The sequence below is a fragment of the Lysobacter sp. Root983 genome, from assembly GCF_001429345.1.
Lineage (GTDB): Bacteria > Pseudomonadota > Gammaproteobacteria > Xanthomonadales > Xanthomonadaceae > Lysobacter.
This window is the reverse complement of the sequence record NZ_LMJO01000001.1, coordinates 128433-153017: the sequence shown is the minus strand read 5'-3', so window position 1 is coordinate 153017 and position 24585 is coordinate 128433. Positions and strand designations below refer to the sequence as shown.

Sequence of the window (24585 nt, the reverse complement as noted above, 5' to 3'; positions counted from 1 at the left end):
CGGCTCAGGCCGCGCGCCGGTCCTGGCGCAGCACACCGCGGTAGCGCCGGCTGCACGGGATGCGGGTGCCGTCGCGCATGGTGATGCGCGCGTCGCCGCTTTCCAGCGGCTCGATCTCGCCCACGCAGTCCAGATTGACCATATAAGAACGGTGCACGCGCACGAAGCGCGCCGGGTCGAGCTGGGCCTCGATGGTGGCCATGGTGGTGCGCAGCGGATAGTCGCGGCCGCGCAAGTGCAGGTTCACGTAGTTGGACGAGGCCTGCAGCCATTCGACCTCGCCGGCCGCGATCAGGAATTCCTTGCCCAGTTTGCGCACCAGGAAGCGCTCCGGGCGCTCGGGCGTGGCCGGCTCGGGCAGGTCGTCGGGCGGCGCCAGCAGACTGGCCTCGCCCTGCCAACGCCGCATCAGCAGGCGGTAGCCCTCGATCCACAACACCATGTAGACGTAGGAGCGCACGTCTTTCAGATACTCGTAGACCAGCCCCATGCCCCAGGAACCGAAATCGTAGGACTCGCCCAGCCCGGCATAGATCAGCTTGCGCAGGCCGACCATCAGGCTCACGTGCAGCAACGACCAGACCACGCTGCCCAGCAGGTGCAGCGCCAGCGCCCGTCGCCAGCTGTCGATATGAAACGGGATCCGGCGGGTGTACCAGACCAGGGCCGGCACCAGGCACAGCGCGACCAGGCAGCTGGTCGCCTCCCAGATCGCGGGCGCCCAGTCGGGGATGTCCAAGCCGACCCGATGGATGTCGATGATGGTGGTCAGGGTGCCGCCGATCGCGTTGGCCGCGAACAGCAGCACCCAGCTCGCGACCTCGGCGGTGCGCCGCCAGGGCTGGTAGCGGTCCCAGGCGCTGAGCGGGGCGACCGGCTGGGCCGGCGGGATGGCGGTGTCGGCGTCGGCCGTCCTGGCCGCGGTCGGTTCGTAATTCATGCGCGCATTCTCGCCTGTGCGGGCACGCGCGCGGCAACCGGCCGTCCCCAGGGCCCGCGATTCGTCCCTGCCGGCCCGCCAACGGTCACCTGAGCGCTGCGCGCGGCGCCGCTCGCGGCAAGGCTGGGCGCACCTTCACTGCCGCGGACCGACCATGCAACGCCGCCACGACATCGACGCCCTGCGCGCGATCGCCTTCGCCCTGCTGATCCTCTACCACTGCGCCATGCTCTACGTCGCCGAGTGGGACTGGCATCTGAAAAGCACCCATCTGTCGGAACCGCTGCAGATCCCGATGCTGTTCATGAACCGCTGGCGCATGGACCTGATCTTCCTGATCTCGGGTCTGTCGGTGCACTTCCTGTTGCGCGGCACCTCGCTGGGCCGCTTCGTGATCCAGCGCAGCTGGCGCCTGCTGTTGCCGCTGACCTTCGGCTGCCTGGTGGTGGTGCCGATCCAGCCCTACGCCCAGGGCGTGGCCAACGGTCTGGTCGAGCCGGGTTTCGTCGACTTCCTGTTGCGCTACTACCAGTTCCAGCCCTGGCCCAAGGACGCCTTCGACGGCTGGGAGTACGGCTTCACCTGGAACCACCTGTGGTACCTGGCCTATCTGTGGGTCTACACCCTCGCCCTGGCCGCCCTGCTGCCGCTGTTCCGCAACGGTCTGGGCCGGCGCCTGCACGCTTTGGCGACGGGCTTGCGTGGCTGGAAGCTGGTGATCCTGCCGGCCCTACCGCTGGCCCTGGCGACCATGCTGCTGCAGCCGCACTTCGAGGAAACCGGCGACCTGATCCACGACTGGTACCGCCACGCGATCTATTTCAGCGTGTTCCTGTACGGCTATTGGCTGGGTAACGACAGCGGTTTGTGGAACGAGCTGGTGCGGCTGCGCAAGTGGACCCTGAGCCTGGCCCTGGGCCTGTTCGGCTTCTACCTGACCCTGGTGCTGGTGCTGCCCGACCAGATTCCGGACCTGCTGCAGAACAGCGTGTGGCTGCTACGCAATCTGTACATCTGGTTCGCTATTTCCGCGATCCTGGGCTGGGGCCATGCCCTGCTCAATCGCCCGTTCCGCTGGCTGCCCTGGGCCAACGAGGCGGTCTATCCTTGGTACGTGCTGCACCAGAGCCTGATCGTGCTTATCGCGTACTGGATCCTGCCGCTGCACCTGGGCCCAGTGAGCGAGCCGGTCATCGTGGTGGTGGGCACGGTGCTGGGCTGCTGGGGGCTGCACGCGATCATTCGCCGGGTGCCGCTGCTGCGGCCGTGCTTCGGGCTCAAGGCGCGGGTCCAGCCGCGCCGCCAGGCGATCGCGGCGACGGGGTTGCAGGCGGCGAACGACGCGGCTTGAGGGCTCTCGCGCCATCGCGCTGCGCTTAAGGACCTAAAGCGACGCCGCTTCCTGTGGGAGCGGCGTCAGCCGCGATCGCGCAAACGCCGATGCGGCGCAAGCAACGATTGGCGGTTCGTTGCGTTCCGTGGAGCAACGCAGGACCTCGCGGTGTCGCTATCGCGGATGACGCCGCTCCCACACAGAACGAGGGCGTCGCGTCTCGGTATCGACTCGAGCGAAGCGGCGCGGGCATTGGCGATTGCGCGGTCGCGGCTCACGCCGCTCCTACCCCAAAGCCAGAGCGCCAACGGCTCAGGCCAGCGCCTTCTCGATATCCGACGCGATCGACTCGGGCTTGTCGGTCGGGGCGTAGCGCTTGATGACCTTGCCGTCGCGGCCGACCAGGAACTTGCTGAAGTTCCATTTGATCGCGTCGATGCCGAGGAAACCGCCCTTCTCGTCCTTCAGCCACTTCCACAGCGGATGCGCCTGGGCGCCGTTGACGTCGACCTTGGCGTACAGGGGGAAGCTCACGTCGTAGGTCAGCGAGCAGAATTCCTTGATCTCGGCTTCGTTGCCCGGCTCCTGGTGGCCGAACTGGTCGCAGGGGAAGCCCAGCACTTCGAAGCCCCGCTCCTTGAACTTGCGCTCCAACTGTTCCAGGCCGGTGTACTGCGGTGTGAAGCCGCATTGCGAGGCGACGTTGACGATCAGCAGCACCTTGCCGCGATACTCGTCCAGCGAGCGCGGCTGGCCGTCGATGTCGGTGGCGGTGAAGTCGTAGGCGGTGGTCATGGTCGCTCCGGCGGGGCGGCGGGGATTGGGAGACGATAGCGCGTTCCGAGGGTACGGAAATAGAAGTGAGCGGGGAGGAGTGAGAAGTGAGCCGGAGCAAGCCCCGCTTTTACTCACTTCTCACTACTTACTCCTCTCTTTCGCATAAAAAAACGGCCCGCGCGAGGCGGGCCGTCCGGTATTGCGATGGCAGGCGGCGGGCCGCCCTGCCCGGCCTCAGAAGCCGGCCTTGAACTCCACGCCCACGATGCGCGGCTCGTTGACGAAGCCGGTCAGGTTGTTGAAGTCGATCGCGCCGACCGCCTGCACCTTGTCGAGGATGTTGCGGCCGTACAGCGCCACTTCGTACTTGCCGTTTTGCCAGCCGTAACCCACGCGCAGGCCGCCTTCGACCAGGGCCTTGCCGCGGAACTCCTTGGCCTCGTAGAGGAAGAAGTTCACTTCGCTGCGGTAGGCCCAGTCGGTGTAGACGAAGAACTCGCCGCCGTCGCCGACCGGCAGCGAGTAGCGCGCGGTCAGGTTGTAGACCCACTTCGGGGCCTGCGGCAGCGGGTTGCCGTCGATGCGGGCCAGGCCGCCGACCACCGGGTCGGTCACCGTGCACATGCCGCTGCCGCAGGGAGCGACGGCGAGGTTGGCGTCCTGGATCTCGGTGTCGTTGTAGCTGGCGCCGAGGGTGATCATCAGGTTATCGGTGACGTAGGCGTCGAAATCCAGCTCGAAGCCCTGACCCACGGTCTTGTCGGCGTTGAGCAGGATGGTCTGGTTGGCGGCGCCGCCAACGGCGTTGAGCTGCTGGTTGTCGACGTTGTAATGGAACACCGCGAAGCCCAGGCGTGCGCGCTTGTCCCACAGATCTGCCTTGACGCCGGCTTCGTAGGAAATGACCTTTTCGGCGTCGGCGACCGACGGCTGCGGCGGCACCTGGAACAGCAAACGGCCCTGGATCGACGGCGCGCGGAAGCCCTTGGCCACGCGCGCATACAGGTTCACGTCCGGGGTGACCTGATAGACCGCGCTGGCGTCCCAACTGACGTCGTCGACGTCGGTGTGGACCGGGAACGGGCCCGACACCGGCGCACCGAACGGCGCGCTCTGCAGCACGCTGGCGGTGAAGTCCTTCTTGTCCTGGGTGTAGCGCAGACCGCCGCGCAGGGTCAGCTTGTCGGTCACCGCGTAGTCCAGCGAGCCGTAGGCCGCCCAGGCCTTGTTGCGCTGCTTCTGCTGCGCCCAGCCGGCCTGCACGCCGCCGCCCAGAGTGTCGTAGTTGAAGCTGTCGACGGTGATGTCTTCGTCGAAATAGAACAGGCCGGCCTGCCAGTTCAACGGGCCGCTGTAGTTGGACTCCAGGCGGAATTCCTGGGTCCACTGGCGGTGATCGGGCAGACCGTCGGCGGATTCGGCGGTGAACGGAATCACGCCCGGGTAGCTGCCGGTCGGCAGGAAGGCCGCACCCACGCCACCGTCGATGTCGCCGCGGCTGAGCGAGTCGGCCGACTCGTAACCGGTGATCGAGTACAGGGTGAGGTCGTTGCCGAAGTCCCAGCTCAGGCGGGCGCTGGCGCCGAAGGTGTCGAGCTGCTGGAAGTTGCGGCCGTCGATCGCGATCTTGTCGTCGTCGAAACCGGCGACCAGGTCGTTGGTGCCCGGCTTGAAGATGTTGGCGCGGAACAGGCGCGCGGTGCCGTTGAGATGGCGCGCGTGCACGTTGAACAGGGCGTGGAAGGTCTCGCTGCCGTCGTACTGCAGCTGCAGGCGCGCGGCCGACTCGTCGTAGCCTTCCAGCTTGGGATTGGTGCGGGCGTTCGGGTTGGTGTTGGTCACCCACTCGTCGCGGCGCTGGTACAGCACCGAGGCGCGCGCCGACCAGTTCGGGCCCAGCGGGCCGCTGATCGCGCCTTCGATATTGGTGGTGCCGTGGCTGCCGTAGGCGACCTGGCCGTAGCCTTCCAGCTCGCGGGTCGGCTTGGCCGATTCGAACTTGACTACGCCGGCGGGGGTGTTACGGCCGAACAGCGTGCCCTGCGGGCCGCGCAGCAGTTCGACGTTCTCCATATCGAACACCGGGAAGCCCTTCAGCAGCGGGTTCTCCAACACGATGTCGTCGTACACCAGCGAGACCGGCTGCGAGGCGTTGAGGTCGAAGTCGGTGTTGCCCAGGCCGCGGATGTAGAAGCGCGGGAAGGCACGGCCGAACGAGGACTCGATGTTCAGGCTGGGCAGACGGCCGGACAGGAAGCGGATGTCGCCGCCGCCGGAACCGAGCACGTGCAGCTTCTCGGCGTCGACGGTGGTGAGCGCCATCGGCACGTCCTTGGCGCGTTCGACGCGGCGCTGCGCGGTGACCATCAGCGCGTCCAGGGTCTTGGCGTCGGATTCGGCGGCGGGCGCCGTCTCGGTGGCGGCGGCGGGCGCGTCCTGCGCGAAAGCGGCGGCGGAAGTCAGGCTGATCGCGACGGCGATGGCCAGGGCATGGCTGCGGGGAGCACGGACGTGCTGACGCATGGCGGGGGGTCTCGATGAAAGCGGCGGCCCGGATCGGGGCGGCCTGGGTTCGTAAGAAGCCGGGCGATGCATGCGCCTGGCATGCGGCTCGGCGACGGGACGACTGCTACGTCGGTCCGACCGTCCCCTGACGGCCGTAGCGCGGACCTGCCCGCGCCGGTGGCGGCTCTTTGACACGCGAATGTTACCAAAGCATTAAAGAGCCCGTACTCGGCGGTATGCGTTTAGGCATGGATTTGGCACATGTTTCGGCCAAGTCGCGCTTGCAAGACTACGCGATAAAAATCGCGCAACTAAATGAAATAACTGAATTTATACGTATAAATCCTGGCCCTGCTCGGCTAGGAGCGGCGCGAGCCGCAACCGCGAACCACCGGGCCGACGCCGGTCGAATCGCGCGTGCCACCGAACGGGCCGACGAAGCGGCGCGTGCAAGCACGGGCCGTGGCGGGCTCGGCAGACCTTAAAAAGCCGCGGTCACCGACTCCCGAATCGCTAAACGAAGCTGACGCCGCAACGGAAACGGCGCGGTCGCGGCCTGCGCCGCTCCTACCTTTAGGCCCGGAGCCGGGCACGGACGCGACCGCTGTCTGTGGGAGCGACGTGAGTCGCGATTGCGCGGGCAGTCGCGGTGGCGCGGTCGCGGCTTACGCCGCTGCTACCCCAAAGCGGGGCCGGTGGAATGGACCGCCGCCGTGTCGGCGACGGTCCATTCGCTTGCGCTTACTGCGCGCCGCCGACCTTCACCGGCGCCGCGAACGGCTTGATGCCCAGCGCTTCGTCGATCTCGCTGGGGTAGTAGGCGACCTCGCCCTTGAGCACCAGCGCGACCTTGCGGATGTCGGCGATGTTGGCGGTCGGATCGCCGTCGATCAGGATCAGGTCGGCGCGCTTGCCCGGCGCGATCGAACCGCGGTCTTCCAGGGTGCGCGAGTACTTGGCGCCGTTCCAGGTCGCGATCTGCAGCGCCTGCGACGGGGTCATGCCGGCCTGCACGTACAGCTCGAGTTCGCGCTGCAGGGTGAAGCCCGGGATCGCGTCGGTGCCGGCCACGATCGGCACGCCGGCCTTGTACAGGCGGCCGACGAACTCGACCAGCTTCCCGTAGGACTTGTTGTAGCGCGCGGCGGTGGCGTCGTCGGGGATGTTCATCTCGGCCACGCGCAGGCCGCGCTGCAGGTCCGGCGGCAGATGCGCGGCGACCGCGGCGTAGGCCTGCGACAGTTCGCCCGGCCGCTGACGCAGGAAATCGAAGGTGGTCAGGGTGGGATCGATCACGGTCTGCTTCTTGGCCAGCAGCGCGATGAAGTCCTGGACCGGCTTGGAATCGAAATCCAGGTCGGCGGTCTTGTCGGCGACCAGGTAGAACCGGGTCAGGGTGCGGGTGTCGGTCTTGTCGTCGACGAAGAAGTTCAGCAGCACCTGATTGATGTGCTGGATCTCGTCGTAGCCCTGCTCCACCACGTCCTGGGCGCGCATGAAGGCGGGCACGTGGCCGCTTACGCGCAGGCCCTTGCTGTGGGCGTAGGCGGCGGTGTCGCGCAGCAGGTCCTTGGGGAAGGAGTTGTAGATCTTGACCTGCGGATAGCCGTGCTCGGCGTACCAGTCCACCGCTTTCTTGGCGCCGTCCAGGTCTTTGATCACGAAGCCGTTGCGCGCCGAGAAGTTGCTCTCGCCCTCGATGAAGCCGGCCGGCACCACGTCCGGCGACATCAGCTTGCCCTCGCGGATTTCGCCCAGGATCTGCTGCAAGGTGGCGTTGTCGTTGCCCATGTCGCGCACGGTGGTGACGCCGGCGGCGAGGTTGAGCCCGCCGTCCCAGCGGCCGACGTGGCCGTGCATGTCGAACAGGCCGGGCAACAGCACCTTGCCGCCGGCGTCGATCGTGCGGTCGGCCTTGACCTTGGTGGCGCCGCCGGCCTCGACCGAGACGATGCGGCCGTCGCGCAGCAGCACGTCGGAGGCCGGGCCGAGCTTGGCGTGCTCGCTGTCGAACACGCGCGCGTTGCGGATCAGGGTGCTGCCGGCGATGGGATGGCCCAGGCGCTTGCGCAGATCGACCAGGGCCTCGCCCTCGGCGACTTTCTGCTGGGTTTCCAAGGCGTCGGCGTTGCCCTGCCAGCCCTCCTCGATCAACTGCAGGAAGCCCGGGAAGATGTAGGCGAACAAGCGCGGATTCTCGCCCTGGGTGGCCCAGGCGAAGGTCGGGGTGAGGCCGACGCCGGTCATCGCGACCAGCTGCACCTTCTGCTTCTTGCCGTCGCGCACGACCTCGGCTTCGCCGACCTTGCGCACGGTCAGATTGCCGCTGGGGATCAACGGCAGCTTGCCGTCGCTGCGCTTGCTCAGCGCGGCCAGGGCGACGCTGAAACCGGCCGGGGTGCCGCCCAGCGGCGAGTACAGCGCGCCCGCCGCGGCGGCCTGCTCGCCCTGGTCGGACGTGGATTTCCACTTGGCCTTGCCGTCGGCGATCGAGAAGCTCTCGTCCACCGGCGCGCCGAAGGTCGAGGTGCCCTTGACCGCGTAGGTCTGGTAGGTGCCGTCGGCGGCGAGGGTGTAGGTCTCTTTGAGTTCGGGGCCGCGGCCGTTGTCCTTGAAGATGAAGTCGACGGCGATGCTGCCGTCGTCGGCGCGGGTCACGGTCTGATGGCCGGCCTGTTTGCCGCCGTCGACCAGGGCCAGGTAACGCGTGGTCTCGGCCGCCAGCACGCTGCTGACGAAGCAGGCGCTCAGGCACAGCCCCAAGGCCAGGCGGGCCAAGGCGCGGCGCGGACGGATCGGATGGGGGATCGCGGACGTCGTAAGCACAAAGGTCATCGTCGTTTCGCTCGTCTCGGGGAGGTGGGTAAAAGACGCGGGCGCGGCCGCGGATGTGACCGCGCGCGTTTTAGGTGTGGGGATCATGACGGCGTCTCCGCCGGCATCTGCGACGCCGCGGCGGCCTGGATCGCAATGCCGGCTTTCGATGCGCAAGCCCGGGTAGGCATGGAATGCGGACGCGCACGGCGGTCGGCGAGGTGCGCCGAGCAGGTGAAGACGCGTACCGGCGGCGGGTTCATACCCGGCCCCGGCGATGGGAATGCCGCGATCCACGCCTCTCGTTGCGCTGTCCCATGCGCCCTGCCCCGGCCTGTGCGTGCCCGGCAGTGTAAGCCAGGGCCCCCGGCGCGTATGTGCCTGAAGTCGCCGGTTCAGGCAGCTTCCGACCAGGCGTTCGGCCTTGCCGCAGCGGCCGGCCCGCGGCAACCATGCCTTTAGTCATACGTCGGCGCAGACCCCATCCGGTAGGCTTCAGGGTTCCTTTCGACAAGGTCCGTCCGATGAAGCACCCCCTCGCCCTGGCGCTGGCCGTGGCATTGAGCGTCACCGCCCCCACGTATGCCGCGTCCCCCGCTAAAAAGGCCGACACCGCCGTGAGCGCGCAAACCGCCAACCCGTTCTACGCTCAGAGCCCGCTGCCGCTGCAGTATCCGCAGTTCGACAAGATCAAGGACAGCGATTTCGCGCCGGCCTTCGATCGCGGCATGGCCGACCAGATCAAGGAAGTCGAGGCGATCGCCAATAACCCCGACGCGCCGACCTTCGACAACACCATCATCGCGCTGGAGCAGTCCGGCCGCATTCTCGGCCGCTCGACTTCGGTGTTCTACAACCTGGTCGGCACCGACACCAACCCGACCCGCGAGAAGCTGCAGGCCGAATACGCGCCGAAGCTGTCGGCGCACCGCGACGCGATTTCGCTGAACCCGAAGCTGTTTGCACGCATCAAGAAGCTTCACGAAACCCGCGACTCGCTCGGCCTCGACGCTCAGGGCGTGCGCCTGATCGAGCGCTACTACACCGACTTCGTACGCAGCGGCGCCAACCTGTCCGAGGCCGACAAGGCCAAGCTCAAGGAGATGAACGCCGAACTCGCCGGGCTGGGTGCCAAGTTCAGCCAGAACGTGCTGGGCGAGGTCAACGCCTCGGCGATCACCGTCGACACCAAGGAAGAGCTGGCAGGCCTGTCCGACGAGCGCATCGCCGCCGCGGCCGAAGCGGCCAAGACGCGCAAGCTCGACGGCAAGTACGTGCTGACCCTGCTCAACACCACCGGCCAGCCGCCGGAAACCGACCTGGACAACCGCGCCCTGCGCGAGAAGCTGTATCGCGCCTCGGTCGCACGCGGCAGCCGCGGCAACGAGTTCGACAACACCGCCATCGTCGCCCAGGTCGTCAAGCTGCGCGCCGAGCGCGCGAAGATGATGGGCTACCCGAACTACGCCGCGTTCGTGCTCGAGGACGAGACCGCCAAGACCCCGAAGGCGGTCAACGACATGCTGGGCCAGCTCGCCCCGGCCGCGGTCGCCAACGCCAAGCTCGAAGCCGCCGATCTGCAGACCATGATCGACAAGGAGCAGGCCGCCAAGGGCCAGCCCTCGTTCAAGCTTGAGCCCTGGGATTGGGCCTACTACGCCGAGAAGGTGCGCCAGGAGAAGTACGCCTTCGACGAAGCGCAGCTCAAGCCGTACTTCGAGATGAACAACGTGCTGGAGAACGGCGTGTTCTACGCCGCCGGCCAGCTCTACGGCCTGAAGTTCAAGCGCCGCACCGACCTGCCGCTGTACCACCCCGACACCGCCGTGTACGACGTGTTCGACGCCAACGGCAAGCAATTGGCGATCTTCATCGCCGACATGTATGCCCGCGACAGCAAGCGCGGCGGCGCCTGGATGAACTCCTACGTCGACCAGTCGCAGTTGTACGGCACGCTGCCGGTGGTGGCCAACCACCTCAACATCCCGAAGCCGCCGGCCGGCAAGCCGACCCTGATGACCTGGGACGAGGTCACCACCATGTTCCATGAGTTCGGCCATGCCCTGCACGGCATGTTCTCGAACGTGAAGTATCCCTACTTCTCCGGCACCAATGTGCCGCGCGACTTCGTCGAGTTCCCGTCGCAGGTCAACGAGATGTGGGCCGACTGGCCGTCGATCCTGGCCAACTACGCCAAGCACTACCAGACCGGCGAGCCGATGCCGCAGGCGCTGTTGGACAAGGTGTTGGCCTCGTCCAAGTTCAACCAGGGCTTCACCACCACCGAGTACCTCGGCGCGGCGATGCTGGACCAGAACTGGCACCAGATCGGCAGCCCGGACCAGGTCCCGGCGGCCAAGGACGTGATGGCCTTCGAAGCGGCGGCGCTGCAGAAGGACGGCGTCAGCTACGCGCCGGTCCCGCCGCGCTACAAGACCCCGTACTTCAGCCACATCATGGGCGGCTACGCGGCCGGCTACTACGCCTACATCTGGTCGGAAGTGCTGGACGCGAACACGGTCAAGTGGATCAAGGAGCACGGCGGCCTGACCCGCGAGAACGGCGACCGCTTCCGCGCCACCTTGCTCTCGCAGGGCGGTAGCAAGGACGCGCTGCAGCTGTTCCGAGACTTCTCCGGCCACGAGCCGCAGATCCAGCCGCTGTTGGAGCGCCGCGGCCTGACCGCGCCGGCCGGCGGCAGCCCGGTCAAGACCGGCTCCAAGGAGTAATCCTCCGGTTTACGCACCGCAACCGCCCGGAGCGATCCGGGCGGTTTTTTTTGGGCGGTCGTCAGGAAGGTGAAGAGCAAATCCCCCTCAATCCCCCTTTTTCAAAGGGGGAGGCTGAAAGCAAATGCGGCGGCGTTGCGTCGCAACGGTTCCTTTCCGACACGGTCCCCCTCCTTTGAAAAAGAGGGGTTAGGGGAGATTTGCTTTCCGCCGCAGCGAAGCGGTCCGAGCCGGCGTTCCAGTGCGTGGTGGCTGCGGACTCGGGGGAGCAAATCCCCCTCAATCTCCCTTTTTTCAAAGGGGAGGCTAGAGGCAAATGCGGGCGTGGTGAGTCGGAGCGGCTCCTTTCCGACACGATCCCCCTCTTTGAAAAAGAGGGGTTAGGGGAGATTTGCTTTCCGCGGCAGCGAAGCGATCCGGCCCAGCGCTCTAGAATGGACGCCATGACCACCCTACCCGACTCCGACCGCCACGACCCGCACGCGGCCGCACAGGCGCTGCGCGATTGGCTGGACGGACATCGTCGCGTGTTCGTGCTTACCGGCGCCGGCGTCAGCACCGGCTCGGGGATACCGCATTACCGCGGCGAAGACGGCCAATGGCAGCGCAAGCCGCCGGTCACCTATCAGGCTTTCGTCGGCGAGGCGGCGACGCGGGCGCGCTATTGGGCGCGCAGTTTTGTCGGCTGGCCCTGGTTCGCGCGCGCGCAGCCGAATGCGGGCCACGCCGCGCTCGCGCGCTGGCAGGCGCGCGGCGGGCTGTCGCGGCTGCTGACGCAGAATGTCGACGGCCTGCACCAGCGCGCGGGCAGTACCGACGTGATCGATCTGCACGGCCGTCTGGACGAGGCGGTCTGCCTGGATTGCGGCGCGCGACGCTCGCGCGCGGCGGTGCAGGAGGAGTTGGCGGCGAACAATCCCGAATGGACCGCGTTGAGCGCGCGCAGCGCGCCCGACGGCGACGCCGATCTGGAAGACGTACGCTTCGAGGATTTCGTGCCGCCGCGCTGCGAGGTCTGCGCGGGCCTGCTCAAGCCCGACGTGGTGTTCTTCGGCGAGAACGTGCCGCGCGCGCGCGTCGCCGCCGCCCACGAAGCCCTGCAGGCCTCGGATGCGATGCTGGTGGTGGGCTCGTCGCTGATGGTGTATTCCGGCTTCCGCTTCGCGCGCGCGGCGCGCGAGGCCGGGCTGCCGCTGGCCCTGCTCAACCGCGGCGTGACCCGCGCCGACGACATCGCGACCTTGAAGCTGGAAGCCGATTGCGCGGCGACCTTGGATCTCGCGCTGGCGGCGTGACGCTGTACTCGCGCCTCGCGCCAATAGCCCGCCCTTTTGCCTCCTGTGGGAGCGGCGTAAGCCGCGATCGCGTCATGCGTACAACTGCGCTGGTGGCGGTAGTTGCGCTATCGCGGCTTACGCCGCTCCCACAGAAAGCCTGCAACGCGGAGCCGCCCCCGCCTAGGAGTAGGAGCGGCGCGTGCCGCGACCACGTCGGGTCCGGTGCGGCGCAAGCACCGAGGAGCGAGCCGCCGCCTCGACTGAAGCCGCGCGGTGGTTCGCGCCGCCCTCACCGCTCGCGCAGTGGACGATGCAGGTCGAGGAAGATGTCGCGCGCGGCCACGCCGATGTCGGGCTGGTCGATGAAGAAGCCCTGCACGCCCAGGCCGTATAGCTGCACGGCTTCGGCCAGCGCGGTCTGGGCGATGCCGTTCGGGCCCTGGCTCAGGAACGCTTCCTCGGCGCGCACCGTATACGGATGCACGACCAAACCGGCCTTCAGCGCCCAAGCCAGCATGGGATGGACCACGCCGGTATTGCGCGTGCCCAACTCGGCCTTGCCGTCGCCGTCGGCGTCGACTTTCGGGTCCAGTGCCAGGCGCGGCAACAGGCTGCTCTTGGACGGGCCGACGCCGCTGGCGTAATGCCCCTTCATCCAGCGCAGCGCCGGCTCGGTGGCGAAGTCGGCATAGCGCGTGTTCGCGCCGAGCCCGCCTTCGATCTGCTGGTTCAAGTCGCCATAGATCGCGCCCAGATCGTCGCCGCGCGCGACGTGATACGCCAGATCGTACGGGCGCCGGCTCTGGAAGTCCTCGTACAGCTGCACCAGCGGCAGGTCGACGCCGGCGCGCGGCATGATCCGGGTCTTGAGCTCGATCAGGTTCTCGATCTCGAAGCTTTGGATATAGACGCGGCGCGGATCGGTGAAGCCTTCCGTCACCAGGGTTTCGATCAGCTTGGCGCCCAGCGAGGTCGCGATCGGGGTGCCGTCGATGCGGCGGCCTTCGTGGGCGAAATAGGTCGGGTGCTTGGTTTCCGGATAAATGCCGATGCGGCGGCCGCCGCGGCTCTCGCGCTGGGCCAGGCGCACCACCTCGGCGAAGGTCGGGATTTGGTACATGCCGTCGAAGCGCGTGTTGGCCGGACGGATCGCCGGGATGCGCTCCTTGGCGCGCAGGGTCTTGAGCTCGGCGAGGGTGAAATCCTCGGTGAACCAGCCGGTCACGGCGACACCGTCGATGGTCTTGGTGACGCGACGCGAGGCGAACTCGGGATGCGCGGCGACGTCGGTGGTGCCGGAGATCTCGTTCTCGTGGCGCGCGACCAGCACGCCGTCGCGGGTCGCGACCAGGTCGGGCTCGATGAAGTCGGCGCCCATGCGGATCGCGAGGCGGTAGGACTCCAGCGTGTGTTCGGGGCGGTAGCCGCTGGCGCCGCGGTGGCCGATCACGATCAGGCCGTGGCGGTCGGGCGCGTGCCGGTCGGCGGCGCGGTCGGGCGAGCGGTCGGTCACGGTGGGCATCTCGGCGCAGGCGGCGGCGCTGACGGCGGCCAACAGCACGGCGCCGAACAGTCGGGCCAGCTTAGTGCAATGCGGGGTCATGGCGGACAACCTCGGGCGTGGGGGAAGACCGGCGCCCCTGCGTGCCGGCACCGCCATGCTCGCGGCCGAACATTGCGCGCACTTGACCGTCCATGCCCGCGATCGCCGGACTGCGACCGCCGGCGCATTCCGCGCCGGCCGCGCGCGCCGGCGGCGACAACGCCTGCGCACGCGGACGGCCCTGCCCCTGCGGCCCGGCCTCGCGCCGGGCCGCGCGTTCCTCAGTGTTCGCTGATCCAGGCGTTGACCGCGGTCACCGTGCCGTCGGCCACGGTGATCGCCAGACGGTCCTCGCTGCGCTTGCCGCCGGGATAGATCTCGATGCCGTTGAGGCTGCTCTTCCATTTCTGGGCGACGATCCCGTTCTGCTTCAGCACCAGCAGCCACTGGTTGACCTGATCGCCTTCGGTGGGCTCGGTCTCGGTGCACAGGGTGTCGATGGCCTGCAGCCGGGCCTCGGCGGTGACCGGATCGCCGAGCTTGGAGATCTTCTTGGCGCTGATTTCGTTGACGTAGGTGTAAGTCATACGGGTGGCTCCGGGCGCGCGGCGCCCTTGCGCGGATGTGGGCGGAGTAAGCCGCGGCCGCCGGGGCGACCGCGGCGGCGATCACTCTTCGAGCACCGAGAAGTGGGTGGCGCCGGGCCACACGCCCGACATCTCGACATGGCGCTGGCCGGTCAACCACTGCCCCAGCGGGCGCGCCCAATGGCGGCGGTAACGATCGGAATTGATCATGCCGACGAAGGTCACGTCGAGGTTGAGGTCGGTGGCGTCGAGCGGGATGTTGCCGATCGTGCGCGACAGCCCGCCGCTGATCTCGAACTGCTCGCGGCGCGGGCCGCTGGGCGTGTTGTAGGTCAGCAGGATGCGGGTGATGTAGGTGCTGCCCGGACGGTTGTTGAAGAAGATCTGGAAGCCGCCGAGCTTGCCGATCCAGTTGGGCATCAGCAGGCGGCCGTCGAAGGACGCGAACGAGTACGCGATCGGCACCGGCTCGACCGGACGGGTGTTGGCCTGATCCGGCCACAGGTGGCGGTCGACGTCGCGGGCCTTGCGGATCGAGCTGAACGAGCCCTTGCCGCTGGCGCCGCCCAGCATCTCCTGGACCGCGCTGGCGCGGCCGGCGATCGAGAACGAAGCGTCGCTGGACTGCGAGCCCACATTGAGGCCGCTGTTGGCGAAGATCACATTGGTGACCACGCCGAAGCCCTGGGCGATCTGGCCGTTGCCGCCGAAGCCGACCGACTGCGCCTGCTCGGCCAGCCAATCGACGCTGCGCTCGACCACCGTGAGATCGCGCAGGAAGGACTCCTGGCGCAGCGAGAACTCCGAGGCGATCGAGTTGCTGTTGGCCATCGACCAGCTCACCTCCAGCCCGGCCTCGCCCTTGATGCCCGAATCCGGATCGGTGGCCTCGGCGCTCACGTCGACGCTGGCCTCGGTGCGCGAGACGCGCTCGGACATCAGCTGCCAGGAGCTCGAAGTCGCCGTGTGCAGCAGCTCGACATTGGGCAGCTGCTCCCGGACCAGGCGGAAGTCGCCGGTTTCGGCATCGACGATGCCCACCGCGCCGGGCCGAATCTGCGCATTGAGCGCCCAGTTGCCCCAATACGCCGGACGACTGCGCCGGATCAGGTCGGAAAAGGTGCGGTTCCAGCGGATACTCATTCGAATCTCTCCTGTGGTGCGCCTGTTGGCGTGGTGACAGGAAAAACGCGGCGGCGACGCGGCTGTGACGCGCGGGCTCTGGCCGTATCGAACCGCCCATGCGCCACCGTCCGGGGCGACAGCGGCTATGATGCGGCGATCACTGGGGAGGACAGCGGATGAGCCTGTTGGCGCGTATCTTGCGGCACAAGTCGGTGGAGCAACTTCAGGCCGATATCGGCAAGCGATCGGATTTCCGGCGCGTGCTGGGCCTGTGGCAGCTCACCGCGATCGGCATCGGCGGCATCATCGGCGTCGGCGTGTTCGTGCTGGCCGGCCATCAGGCCGCCGAGAACGCCGGCCCCGCGGTCGCGCTGTCGTTCCTGATCGCGGGCATCGCCAGCGCCGCCGCGGCGCTGTGCTACGCCGAGTTCGCCGGCATGATCCCGGTCACCGGCAGCGCCTACACCTATAGCTACGCGACCCTGGGCGAACTGCCGGCCTGGCTGATCGGCTGGGACCTGTTGCTGGAGTACGCGCTGATCGTGGCGGTGGTGGCGATAGGCTGGTCCGGCTACGTGCAGGTGCTGCTGGAAGGCATGGGCATCCATTTGCCGGTGTGGGCGCAGGGCGCGATCGGCACCGGCGAAGGCCGCGTGTTCAACGTGATCGCGGCCGCCGTCACCTTGGCCGTCTCGGCCCTGCTGGTGTTCCGCACCGAATGGGGCGCGCGCTTCAACACCCTGATCGTGGCGATCAAGGTGCTGGCGGTGCTGCTGGTGATCGGCGTGGGCGTGTTCTACATCGACACCGCCAACTGGACGCCGTTTATTCCCGAGCGCGTGATAGGCGCCGACGGCGTCGGCCACTTCGGTTTCGCCGGCGTCGGTACCGCCGCGGCGGTGGTGTTCTTCGCGGTGTTCGGCTACGACACCCTGACCACGGCGGCCGAGGAATCCAAGAACCCGCAGCGCGATCTGCCGCGCGCGGTGCTGCTGTCGCTGGGCGTGTCGATGATCCTGTACCTGGCGGTCTCGCTGGTGCTGACCGGCATCGCCCATTACTCCACCCTGGGCGGCGATGCGCCGGTGTCGGACGCGTTCGCGGCGCTGGGCCTGCCCTGGATCGCCAAGACCATCGCCTTCTCGGCCGTGGTCGGTATCGCCAGCGTGCTGTTCGCCTTCATGCTGGGCGCGGCGCGGATCTGGTTCTCGCTGTCGCGCGACGGCCTGCTGCCGGCCTGGTTCGCCAAGATCCACCCGCGCTATGGCACGCCGCACCGCCCGACCGTGGTGCTGGGCGTGTTCACCGCCCTGGTCGCCGGCCTGCTGCCGATCGGCGAGGTCGCCAAGCTGGTCAACATCGGCGTGCTCTCGGCCTTCATCGTGATCTGCGCCTCGGTGTGGCTGCTGCGCGTGCGCAAGCCGAACCTGGAGCGCTCCTTCCGCACTCCGCTAGTCCCGCTGATCCCGATCATCGGCATCGCCTTCTCGATCTGGCTGCTGTCCGAGTTGCAGGCGATCACCTGGCTGATCTTCTTGATCTGGCTGTCGCTGGGCCTGCTGGTGTATTTCGGCTACGGCATTCGGCACAGCAAGCTGGCGTTGGAGCAGAAGTAAGAAGCGAGAAGCGAGAAGTGAGAAGTGAGAAGTGAGAAGTGAGAAGTGAGAAGTGAGCAAAAGCATTACGCTCACTTCTCACTCCTCTACGCTCACTCCTCGCCTTCAGCGAGGCGCGACGTAGCCGCCCGGCACGCCCTCCGGCGACAGCACCAGCTGCCACAACTGGGCGTGGCGGCTGCGGAAGCTGGCCATGGCGCCAGCCAGGTAGAAGCGCCACATGCGCCGGAAGCGTTCGTCGTAGCGCGCGTCCAGCTCCGGCCAGGCGCGCTCGACGTTGGCGCGCCAGGCCTGCAAGGTCAGGTCGTAGTCGGCGCTGAAGTTATGCCAGTCCTCGATCACGAAGCGCTGCTCGACCGCTTCGGCGATCTGGCGCGCCGAGGGCAGCATGGAATTCGGGAAGATGTACTTGCCGATCCAGGGATCGGTATGGGTGACCGAATGGTTGCCGCCGATGGTGTGCAGCAGGAACAGGCCGTCGGGTTTGAGCGCGCGCCGCGCGGCGTCGAAATAGATCGCGTAGTTGCGCACGCCGACGTGCTCGAACATGCCCAGCGAGAACACCCGGTCGAAACGGCCGTCGGCGCGGCCGCCGCCCAGCGCATCGCCCTGCAGATCGCGGTAGTCCTGCAGCGCGATCTCCACCGGCAGCCCGGCGCACAGCTCGCGCGCGTACTCGGCCTGTTCGCGCGAGATGGTCACGCCCACGCCGCTCACGCCGTAGCGTTCGGCGGCGAACTTCAGACCCTCACCCCAGCCGCAACCGATGTCGAGCACGCGCATGCCCGGCGCCAGACCGAGCTTGCGGCAGACCAGGTCCAGCTTGGCCTCCTGGGCCAGGTCCAGGTCCTGCAGCGGCGCGCCCCCGCGATCGCGCCAGTAGCCGCAGCTGTAGACCATGCGCCGCCCCAGCATGGCGCGGTAGAGGTCGTTGCCCAGGTCGTAATGACGCTCGCCCACCGCGAACGCGCGCTTGCGGCTTTGCAGATTGATCAGGTGCGCGCGCAGGCCGTCGAACAACGCGCTCCAGCCGTGCACGCGTTCGTCCACATGCGCGCGCAGCAGCCGGTACAGCATCCCGTCCAGCGATGCGCAGCGCCACCAGCCGTCCATGTAGGACTCGCCCAGGCCGAGCGAACCCTGCGCGATCACGCGCGAATAGAAATGCTCGTCGTCGACCTGGATGTCCCAGGGACGGTCGCCATCGACCTGGACGTCGGCTAGCGCCAATAGAGCGACGACCCGATTGCGCAAGGTGGCGGGCATGGTGGCTCCGATCCAGCTGAAAGCTAGCAACGAGTGGAGATTAAACAGGAACGAGTAAAGGCCGTGCCTGTGTGATTACTCCCACCTATCGCCACTAGTTGCTAGTTACTCGCTACTCGTTCCTAGCTTCCCGCGAACAGCGCCTTGTACGTCGGTGCCACGTAGGGCAGCAGCACGCTGGCCGGCACTTCCACGGTCTGGGTGCCGTCGGAGTACGGACCGACCTCGTAGGGCGCGAACACGAAGCGCAATGCGCTCAGCTTGCCGTCCGGCGCGACCACCGGCTCGAACAGAGCGAAGTTGGCTGGGTCGGCGTCGGTGCCGTCGTCGATCATGCGGCCGGCGCTTTCGACCACCTCGGCGCGCTCGGCCGGGGCCAGGTCGTCGGCGTCGACGCGCTGCGACAACGCCGAATGCAGTTGCTCGCGCACGTAGCGCGAAATCGCATCCCAGCCCTTCTTGTCCGGCACCAGGTCGGTGGCCTTGAGCATCTGGTTCTGCTGCGGCAGCCACACGAAGCGCGCGATCAGCGGCGAGCCGTGGGCGCCGCCGGTGTAGCTGCTGCCCTCGGCGGCCACCGCCACCAGGGTCGGCGAATCCAGCACCTCGGTGAAGTTCAGCGACAGGTCGTAGGGCGCGCTGCCCTCGCCCTTCTTGCGCGCCTGCGCGGCTTCGATCAGGTCGGTGCGCGCGGCGTCGGCATAGCGCTTGAGCTCGGCCGCCAGGCCCGGGTACTTGGCCGCCGGGGTCTGGTAGCTGATGCCGATGATGTAGTCGGGCGTGGTCTCGACCACGTCCTTGAGTTCGACCGCAGGCACGGCCGCGGGCGTGGCGGCCGCGGGCGTCGTGCCCGGCGCGGCGGCCGTGGTCGGGGCGGCGGCCTCGCGCTTGCACGCGGCCATGGCCAGACAAAGCACAGTGACGGCGACGGCGCGCCGGGCGATAACGGACTTCATGGGGCAATCCTTTGGTGTTCCCGCGGACATTATCGTCGAAACCGTGATGCCCGCATGCACAAGCCCGCCGAATTCGCGCTAAGCGCGGCGGCCGATCACCACTGGCTGCGGTGCGGCAGCAGCCCCTGCAGTTCGGCGTCGGTCAGATTGCGCCACTGGCCGGGCTTGAGGTATGCCAATTTGACGTTACCGATGCGCACCCGCATCAGCTGCTTGACCCGGAAACCGAAGTGCTCGGCCATCAAGCGGATCTGCCGGTTCAAGCCCTGCACCAGCACGATCCGGAAACCGAAACGGTTGAGCTTGCCGGTCTTGCACGGCAGCGTGGTCTGGCCGTGGATCGGCACGCCGCGGCTCATGCCGCGCAGGAACTCGGGGGTGACCTCGTGGTTCACCGCCACCAGGTATTCCTTCTCCAGCTTGTTCTCGGCGCGCAGGATCTCGTTGACGATGTCGCCGTTGCTGGTCAGCAGGATCAGGCCCTCGGACTCCTTGTCCAGGCGCCCGATCGGGAAGATCCGGCGCTCGTGGCCGACGAAGTCGACGATGTTGCCCTTGACCGTGGACTCGGTGGTGCAGGTCACCCCGGTCGGCTTGTTGAGGGCGATGTAGACGTGCTGGCGCTGGCCCTTGATGGCCACGCGGGTGCGCAGCTTCTGGCCGTCGACCAGGACCTCGTCGTCCTCGCCGACCTCGGCGCCGATCCGGGCGCGCACGCCGTTCACGGCCACCCGGCCCTCGGCGATGAGGCGGTCGGCCTCGCGGCGCGAGCAGTGGCCGGTGTCGCTGATGTGTTTGTTCAGGCGCATGCGGAATCGGACGCGGGGCGCGCCGGTCTGGGACGGGCGCGCATGCTGTCACACCTTGGGCCGCGGTGCAGCGTCGGGCTCAGCCCAGCAGGTCGGAAAATTCAGGATGGCGCTCGATCCAGGCCGCCGCGTATGAGCAGGCCGGCCGGACCTTGAGGCCAGCGGCACGGGCATGTTCGAACGCCGCCCGGACCAGACCGCCGGCGATGCCGCGCCCGCCGATCACTTCCGGCACCCAGGTGTGGGTAATCACCAGATGGTGGCCGTCCAGGCGGGTGTCCAGGTAGGCGAGCTCGCCGTCGACCGTGGTCGAGAAGCGGCCGCTGGGAGCGTCGTGGTGGATATCGGGCATGGCGGTTCCTGGTGGGGGGCGCCGGGCCCGCGCATGGCGGGCCCGGCGCGGTGCTCGGGTCAGCGATTATCGCGCTTGCCCTGGTTGCGTCGATCCTGGGTGCCGATGCTGCCCTGGATCGCCTGCATGCGGCTCTCGGCGGCGTGCAGTTCCTCGGCCTTGGCGGCGGCGCCCGGCGACTCGCTGCCCTGCTGCGGGGCCTGGCCGTGCTGCGGATCCAGGTGCTGCCAGGGCGGCGGCTGGCGGTCGTGTTCCTGCTTGGCCTCCAACAATTGGCGGGTATTGGCCAGGGCCTGCTCGGGGGTGATCGGGCGGCTGCGTTCGGCCTCCGCTGCAGCCTCCTTGGCCTGCGCGGCGGCGCTGCGCTGCGCGGCCGCCGGCACCGGCGCGGAGGCCGCCATCGGTTTCCCGACCGGCGTGCGCGCGGCCGGCTTGGCTGCGCCCAGCGCCGGCACGGCAACGGCCGAGGTCGCGGCGGGTGCGGTGACCGCTGGCTCGGCGCGCGGCTTCGCGGCGGCCTTGGCCGCCGGCGCGGCGCGCGTGGGCTTGGATTGGGCCGGCGCAGCCACCGGGCTGCGTTGCGGCGTGGGCCGGACGACGGCGGGCCGCGGCGCAGCCACCGGGCTGCGTTGCGGCGTGGGCCGGACGACGGCGGGCCGCGGCACGGCCACCGGCTGCTTGGCGACGGCCGGCTTCGCGGACGCGGACTTGGCGGCGGTCTTCTTGGCCACGACCGGCTTGACGACTTTCTTGGCCGGCGCCGGCTTGGCCGACGGCCGCGCCGTGGCGACCTTGCCCGCGCTGCGCTTGACGACCTTCTTCGCCGCCTGCTTGGCCGCGACCTTCTTGGCCGCCGGCTTCGCGGTCTTCTTCGCGGCCTTCTTCACCGCCTTCTTCGCGGCCTGCTTGACCGCTTTCTTGACGACCTGCTGGGTCGTCTTCTTGGCCGCCTTCTTCGCGGTCTTACGGGCCGGCACCTTGCGCGCGGCGGTCTTGCGTACCGTTTTCTTGGCCGCCGCCTTGCGGGCGGGCGCCTTCTTGACGGTCTTGGCGGCTTTCTTGGTCGCCATGCCTTGCCTCCTGTGGCGTCTCCGAGGGGGCGGCGGCGCGGTGCCACCGCTGTACCGGTGGTAACACGCAGGGCATTCAAGCCGGGTGAGCGACGCCCCGCCCGGCCGCCCCAGCGCGTCAGCCCCGACCGGCCCTGAACGGCCAGCGTTGACACCGTACGTCACATTTTCCGGGTGATAGCCGCCACAAACGCTGGCATGGTTTCTGCGTTCTTTCCGTTACCAGAAAGGGAAAGTGAGAGGAGAAGGCGCATGTCCATGAACCTACCCATGAATACCGTCAGCGACGACGCTTTGGTCACCCGCATGTACGACCTGGTGCGCACCGGCGAAGGCGATGCCCAGGAGCTGATGCAGCTCGACGCCGCCATCTACGGCCGCCTGGCCGAAGCCTACGGCGAGACCATTCCGGAACTGGACGCCCTGCCCCGCATCGAGAGCCGCTGGGCCGCCTGACCCCCGTCTTAGGGGAAGGGCGCGATCAGCGGAACTGAGGGTTGCTCAGCTGCTGCAGGAAGGACGGGCCCACGCGCGGATCCATCAGCAGCATGAACAACACGCCGTAGATCGCGCCCGACAGATGGGCGCTGTGGTTGATGCCGTCGCCGCCGCGCTTGTCCATCCAGAACGAATAGGCCACGTATGCGACCGCGTACACGATCGCCGGCATCGGGATCGGAATGAAGACCAGCGTCCAGGGCTGCAGCAGGATTCCGGCGAACAGCACCGCCGACACGCCACCCGAAGCGCCCAGGCTGCTGTAGCCGGCATCGCGCCGATGGCGCAGGTAGCTGGGTAGGATCGCGACCACGATCGCCGACAGATAGAAGAGCACGAACACGACGGGACCCACCGACTGGGTCATGGCATCCTCGACCCTGAGACCGAAGAAATACAAGGTCAGCATGTTGAACAGCAGGTGCTGCCAATCGGCGTGGACGAAGCCATGGGTGAGCAGCCGGTCGTACTGACGATGCCGCTCCACCGCGGGCGGCCACAACAGCAGGCGCTGCTTCGCCTTGGGGTTATCGAACGCCAGCCAAGACACCAGCACGGTCGCGGCGATCAGTACATAGGTCAGCATCGGGTCGGGTCTCGCGGCGTTACGTCAGGCGGCTCGGTAATGGTCCTGCATCGGATAGCGCCGCGCGTATAGCCCGAACGCGGCCGCCGCAACGAAGGCGAATCCGGCGAAGAAGAACATCAGGAAGGCATTTTCGCTCAGGCCCGTGCCGGCGATGTGAGCGGTCACCGAGGCGTTGCGCACCGCCGCGTTGGTCAGCATCACCCACAGGTTGCCGAAGGTGCTGGTGAGATACCACAGCGCCATGATCACGCCCTTCATCGACTGCGGCGCCTGGCTGTAGGCGAACTCCAGCGCGGTCGCCGACACCAGCACCTCGCCCAGGGTCAGCAGGACGTAGGGCAGGATCTGCCAGGACAGCGACATCGGGTGCCCGGCGTCCAGGTACAGCTGCAGCACCGCCGCGACGATCCAGGACAGGCCGGAGATCGCGATGCCGAAGCCCATGCGCCGCAGCGGCGTCGGGTTGAGGCCGACCCGGCGCAGCGCCGGGTACAGCACCAGGTTGTTGAACGGGATCAGCAGCATCACCAGCAGCGGATTGATCGCCTGCATCTGCGAGGCCGCGGCGCGCGCGCCGCCTTCGCCGGAGATCAGCCAGGTCGGCCACCACCACAGGTCGGTGGGCACCACCATCTTCTGGCCCTGCAGCACCCAGGTCGAGGCCTTCTGGTCGAACAGCGACCAGAACGGGGTGACCAGGGCGAACACGATCACGATGCGCAGCACCGCGCGCACGCCGTCCACCGCCACCGCCGAATGCTTGCCGCGCGCGCGGTCCAGCTGCAGCGAGATGCCGTAGCCGCCGAAGCCGATCAGCAGGCCCAGCGCCAGGCACACGCTTTTGACGAAGCCCATCGCCGGCACGAAGCTCAGCGAGGCCGCGGCCAGCGCCAGGGCCACGCCCAGGCAGGCGACGATCGCGCCGGGGTTGCCCTGCCCCGGCGCCGACGTGGTCAGAGCGGTGCGGGCGACGTTGAAGAACGAATCGGGATCGGGCGTGTCGCGGGTCGGCGGCACGCGCACGTAGCGGTGGCGGCCGAGCCAGAAGATCAGGGTGGCCAGGAACATCAGCGCGCCGGGGATGCCGAAGGCGACGCTGGGGCCGTACTCGCGCAGGAAGATCGGCATCAGCAAGGACGCGAACAGCGAGCCGAAGTTGATCGTCCAGTAGAACGCGTCGAACACCAGCTTGGCCTTGGCCTTGTTGCTCTGGTCGAACTGGTCGCCGACGAAGGACACCACCAGGGGTTTTATGCCGCCGGCGCCGAACGCGATCAGGAACAAACCGGTGTAGAAGCCGGTCTGGCTGTGCTCGAACAGCGCCAGGCAGGCATGGCCGGCGCAGTAGATCAGCGAGAACCAGATGACGGTGTTGTATTTGCCGAAATAGCGGTCGGCCAGCCAGCCGCCCAGCAAGGGGAAGAAGTAGGTGCCGATCATGAAGCTGTGGAACACCTCCTTGGCCAGGTGCTCGCGCTCGGCCAGGTCGGAGGTGGACGCCAGCAACAGGGTCCCGACCAGGAACGAGGTCAGGATGTTGCGCATGCCGTAGAAGCTGAAGCGCTCGGCCGCCTCGTTGCCGATGATGTAGGCGATCTGGCGGGGCATGCGCCCCTGCGAATCGGCGCGGGCGGTGGCAGCTTGGCTCATCTACGGGCGGTCCTGCGGTTGCGGTCCGCTAAGCCTAACCGATCGTCGCGGCCGGGCCGCCGGGGGCCGCATCGGCCGCTCGGCCGGGAGCCCGTGCCGGCGTCGCCGGCGGCCAGATACGGCACAGCCGGGGCGCCGCTGGGGCCTAG

General features: G+C 67.9%; 19 protein-coding genes. 5 read left to right on the top strand and 14 right to left on the bottom strand.

The window, feature by feature from the left end; genetic code table 11:
- Positions 1-4 precede the first annotated feature (4 nt).
- Positions 5-940, bottom strand: a complete 936-nt coding sequence (locus ASE43_RS00735) for a LytTR family DNA-binding domain-containing protein (protein ID WP_082607022.1) — start codon at positions 938-940, stop codon at positions 5-7.
- Positions 941-1094: 154 nt separating this feature from the next.
- On the opposite strand from ASE43_RS00735, the gene ASE43_RS00730 reads away from it, so the two are divergent.
- Positions 1095-2291 carry an acyltransferase family protein gene (locus ASE43_RS00730; protein ID WP_057159146.1) on the top strand — a complete coding sequence of 399 codons (1197 nt, stop codon included), beginning with the start codon at positions 1095-1097 and terminating at the stop codon, positions 2289-2291.
- A gap of 294 nt (positions 2292-2585) precedes the next feature.
- On the opposite strand, the gene ASE43_RS00725 is transcribed toward ASE43_RS00730, so the two are convergent.
- The 3 genes from ASE43_RS00725 to ASE43_RS00715 all read right to left on the bottom strand — a co-directional run bounded on the left by ASE43_RS00725 (position 2586) and on the right by ASE43_RS00715 (position 8381).
- Complete coding sequence (locus tag ASE43_RS00725; protein ID WP_057159145.1) at positions 2586-3068, bottom strand: glutathione peroxidase; 483 nt, start codon at positions 3066-3068, stop codon at positions 2586-2588.
- A gap of 216 nt (positions 3069-3284) precedes the next feature.
- The gene (locus ASE43_RS00720; RefSeq protein ID WP_057159144.1) at positions 3285-5573 is read right to left on the bottom strand and encodes a TonB-dependent receptor; all 2289 of its coding nucleotides are present in this window, start codon (positions 5571-5573) and stop codon (positions 3285-3287) included.
- Between the two features lie 723 nt (positions 5574-6296).
- Positions 6297-8381 carry an amidohydrolase family protein gene (locus ASE43_RS00715; protein WP_235568619.1) on the bottom strand — a complete coding sequence of 695 codons (2085 nt, stop codon included), beginning with the start codon at positions 8379-8381 and terminating at the stop codon, positions 6297-6299.
- A gap of 512 nt (positions 8382-8893) precedes the next feature.
- Between ASE43_RS00715 and ASE43_RS00710 the strand changes: the two genes are divergently transcribed.
- Complete coding sequence (locus ASE43_RS00710; protein WP_057159142.1) at positions 8894-11098, top strand: M3 family metallopeptidase; 2205 nt, start codon at positions 8894-8896, stop codon at positions 11096-11098.
- Between the two features lie 443 nt (positions 11099-11541).
- The gene (locus ASE43_RS00705) at positions 11542-12393 is read left to right on the top strand and encodes an NAD-dependent protein deacetylase (RefSeq protein WP_056176520.1); all 852 of its coding nucleotides are present in this window, start codon (positions 11542-11544) and stop codon (positions 12391-12393) included.
- A 271-nt stretch (positions 12394-12664) separates the two neighbouring features.
- On the opposite strand, the gene ASE43_RS00700 is transcribed toward ASE43_RS00705, so the two are convergent.
- From ASE43_RS00700 to ASE43_RS00690, 3 genes are all read right to left on the bottom strand, one after another.
- Positions 12665-13978 carry a glycerophosphodiester phosphodiesterase family protein gene (locus ASE43_RS00700; protein WP_200956184.1) on the bottom strand — a complete coding sequence of 438 codons (1314 nt, stop codon included), beginning with the start codon at positions 13976-13978 and terminating at the stop codon, positions 12665-12667.
- A gap of 221 nt (positions 13979-14199) precedes the next feature.
- Positions 14200-14505 (bottom strand): hypothetical protein, encoded by a 306-nt coding sequence (locus tag ASE43_RS00695; protein ID WP_056174225.1) that lies wholly within the window; start codon positions 14503-14505, stop codon positions 14200-14202.
- 81 nt (positions 14506-14586) lie between these two features.
- Entirely contained in the window at positions 14587-15648 is a 1062-nt protein-coding gene (locus tag ASE43_RS00690) for a hypothetical protein (RefSeq protein WP_200943935.1), read from the bottom strand.
- Positions 15649-15806: 158 nt separating this feature from the next.
- Between ASE43_RS00690 and ASE43_RS00685 the strand changes: the two genes are divergently transcribed.
- Entirely contained in the window at positions 15807-17246 is a 1440-nt protein-coding gene (locus ASE43_RS00685; protein ID WP_056174223.1) for an amino acid permease, read from the top strand.
- A 105-nt stretch (positions 17247-17351) separates the two neighbouring features.
- On the opposite strand, the gene cfa is transcribed toward ASE43_RS00685, so the two are convergent.
- The 5 genes from cfa to ASE43_RS22445 form a co-directional block, all read right to left on the bottom strand.
- A complete protein-coding gene (gene cfa / locus ASE43_RS00680) occupies positions 17352-18512 on the bottom strand; it encodes a cyclopropane fatty acyl phospholipid synthase (protein ID WP_057159141.1) in 1161 nt (386 codons plus the stop codon).
- A 122-nt stretch (positions 18513-18634) separates the two neighbouring features.
- Complete coding sequence (locus tag ASE43_RS00675) at positions 18635-19468, bottom strand: DUF3298 and DUF4163 domain-containing protein (RefSeq protein ID WP_200943934.1); 834 nt, start codon at positions 19466-19468, stop codon at positions 18635-18637.
- Between the two features lie 95 nt (positions 19469-19563).
- On the bottom strand, positions 19564-20277 hold the full coding sequence (locus ASE43_RS00670; RefSeq protein ID WP_056174219.1) for a pseudouridine synthase: 714 nt from the start codon (positions 20275-20277) through the stop codon (positions 19564-19566).
- A 79-nt stretch (positions 20278-20356) separates the two neighbouring features.
- Positions 20357-20629: a GNAT family N-acetyltransferase gene (locus ASE43_RS00665; RefSeq protein ID WP_057159140.1), complete on the bottom strand. Its 273-nt coding sequence runs from the start codon at positions 20627-20629 to the stop codon at positions 20357-20359.
- Positions 20630-20688: 59 nt separating this feature from the next.
- Complete coding sequence (locus ASE43_RS22445; protein WP_057159139.1) at positions 20689-21699, bottom strand: hypothetical protein; 1011 nt, start codon at positions 21697-21699, stop codon at positions 20689-20691.
- A gap of 258 nt (positions 21700-21957) precedes the next feature.
- On the opposite strand from ASE43_RS22445, the gene ASE43_RS00655 reads away from it, so the two are divergent.
- Positions 21958-22155 carry a hypothetical protein gene (locus ASE43_RS00655; RefSeq protein WP_157499598.1) on the top strand — a complete coding sequence of 66 codons (198 nt, stop codon included), beginning with the start codon at positions 21958-21960 and terminating at the stop codon, positions 22153-22155.
- A 25-nt stretch (positions 22156-22180) separates the two neighbouring features.
- Here ASE43_RS00655 and ASE43_RS00650 read toward each other — a convergent pair whose 3' ends face one another.
- Both ASE43_RS00650 and ASE43_RS00645 read right to left on the bottom strand, forming a co-directional pair.
- Entirely contained in the window at positions 22181-22783 is a 603-nt protein-coding gene (locus ASE43_RS00650; RefSeq protein ID WP_056174211.1) for a rhomboid family intramembrane serine protease, read from the bottom strand.
- A 24-nt stretch (positions 22784-22807) separates the two neighbouring features.
- Positions 22808-24436: an oligopeptide:H+ symporter gene (locus ASE43_RS00645; protein ID WP_056174209.1), complete on the bottom strand. Its 1629-nt coding sequence runs from the start codon at positions 24434-24436 to the stop codon at positions 22808-22810.
- Positions 24437-24585 lie beyond the last annotated feature (149 nt).

Excerpts from the sequence above, each read along its gene's own strand:
- ASE43_RS00735 (WP_082607022.1), bottom strand. The coding sequence starts at position 940 with ATGAATTACGAACCGACCGCGGCCAGGACGGCCGACGCCGACACCGCC.
- ASE43_RS00730 (WP_057159146.1), top strand. The coding sequence starts at position 1,095 with ATGCAACGCCGCCACGACATCGACGCCCTGCGCGCGATCGCCTTCGCC.
- ASE43_RS00725 (WP_057159145.1), bottom strand. The coding sequence starts at position 3,068 with ATGACCACCGCCTACGACTTCACCGCCACCGACATCGACGGCCAGCCG.
- ASE43_RS00720 (WP_057159144.1), bottom strand. The coding sequence starts at position 5,573 with ATGCGTCAGCACGTCCGTGCTCCCCGCAGCCATGCCCTGGCCATCGCC.
- ASE43_RS00710 (WP_057159142.1), top strand. The coding sequence starts at position 8,894 with ATGAAGCACCCCCTCGCCCTGGCGCTGGCCGTGGCATTGAGCGTCACC.
- ASE43_RS00705 (WP_056176520.1), top strand. The coding sequence starts at position 11,542 with ATGACCACCCTACCCGACTCCGACCGCCACGACCCGCACGCGGCCGCA.
- ASE43_RS00700 (WP_200956184.1), bottom strand. The coding sequence starts at position 13,978 with ATGACCCCGCATTGCACTAAGCTGGCCCGACTGTTCGGCGCCGTGCTG.
- ASE43_RS00695 (WP_056174225.1), bottom strand. The coding sequence starts at position 14,505 with ATGACTTACACCTACGTCAACGAAATCAGCGCCAAGAAGATCTCCAAG.
- ASE43_RS00690 (WP_200943935.1), bottom strand. The coding sequence starts at position 15,648 with ATGAGTATCCGCTGGAACCGCACCTTTTCCGACCTGATCCGGCGCAGT.
- ASE43_RS00685 (WP_056174223.1), top strand. The coding sequence starts at position 15,807 with ATGAGCCTGTTGGCGCGTATCTTGCGGCACAAGTCGGTGGAGCAACTT.
- cfa (WP_057159141.1), bottom strand. The coding sequence starts at position 18,512 with ATGCCCGCCACCTTGCGCAATCGGGTCGTCGCTCTATTGGCGCTAGCC.
- ASE43_RS00675 (WP_200943934.1), bottom strand. The coding sequence starts at position 19,468 with ATGAAGTCCGTTATCGCCCGGCGCGCCGTCGCCGTCACTGTGCTTTGT.
- ASE43_RS00670 (WP_056174219.1), bottom strand. The coding sequence starts at position 20,277 with ATGCGCCTGAACAAACACATCAGCGACACCGGCCACTGCTCGCGCCGC.
- ASE43_RS00665 (WP_057159140.1), bottom strand. The coding sequence starts at position 20,629 with ATGCCCGATATCCACCACGACGCTCCCAGCGGCCGCTTCTCGACCACG.
- ASE43_RS22445 (WP_057159139.1), bottom strand. The coding sequence starts at position 21,699 with ATGGCGACCAAGAAAGCCGCCAAGACCGTCAAGAAGGCGCCCGCCCGC.
- ASE43_RS00655 (WP_157499598.1), top strand. The coding sequence starts at position 21,958 with ATGAACCTACCCATGAATACCGTCAGCGACGACGCTTTGGTCACCCGC.
- ASE43_RS00650 (WP_056174211.1), bottom strand. The coding sequence starts at position 22,783 with ATGCTGACCTATGTACTGATCGCCGCGACCGTGCTGGTGTCTTGGCTG.
- ASE43_RS00645 (WP_056174209.1), bottom strand. The coding sequence starts at position 24,436 with ATGAGCCAAGCTGCCACCGCCCGCGCCGATTCGCAGGGGCGCATGCCC.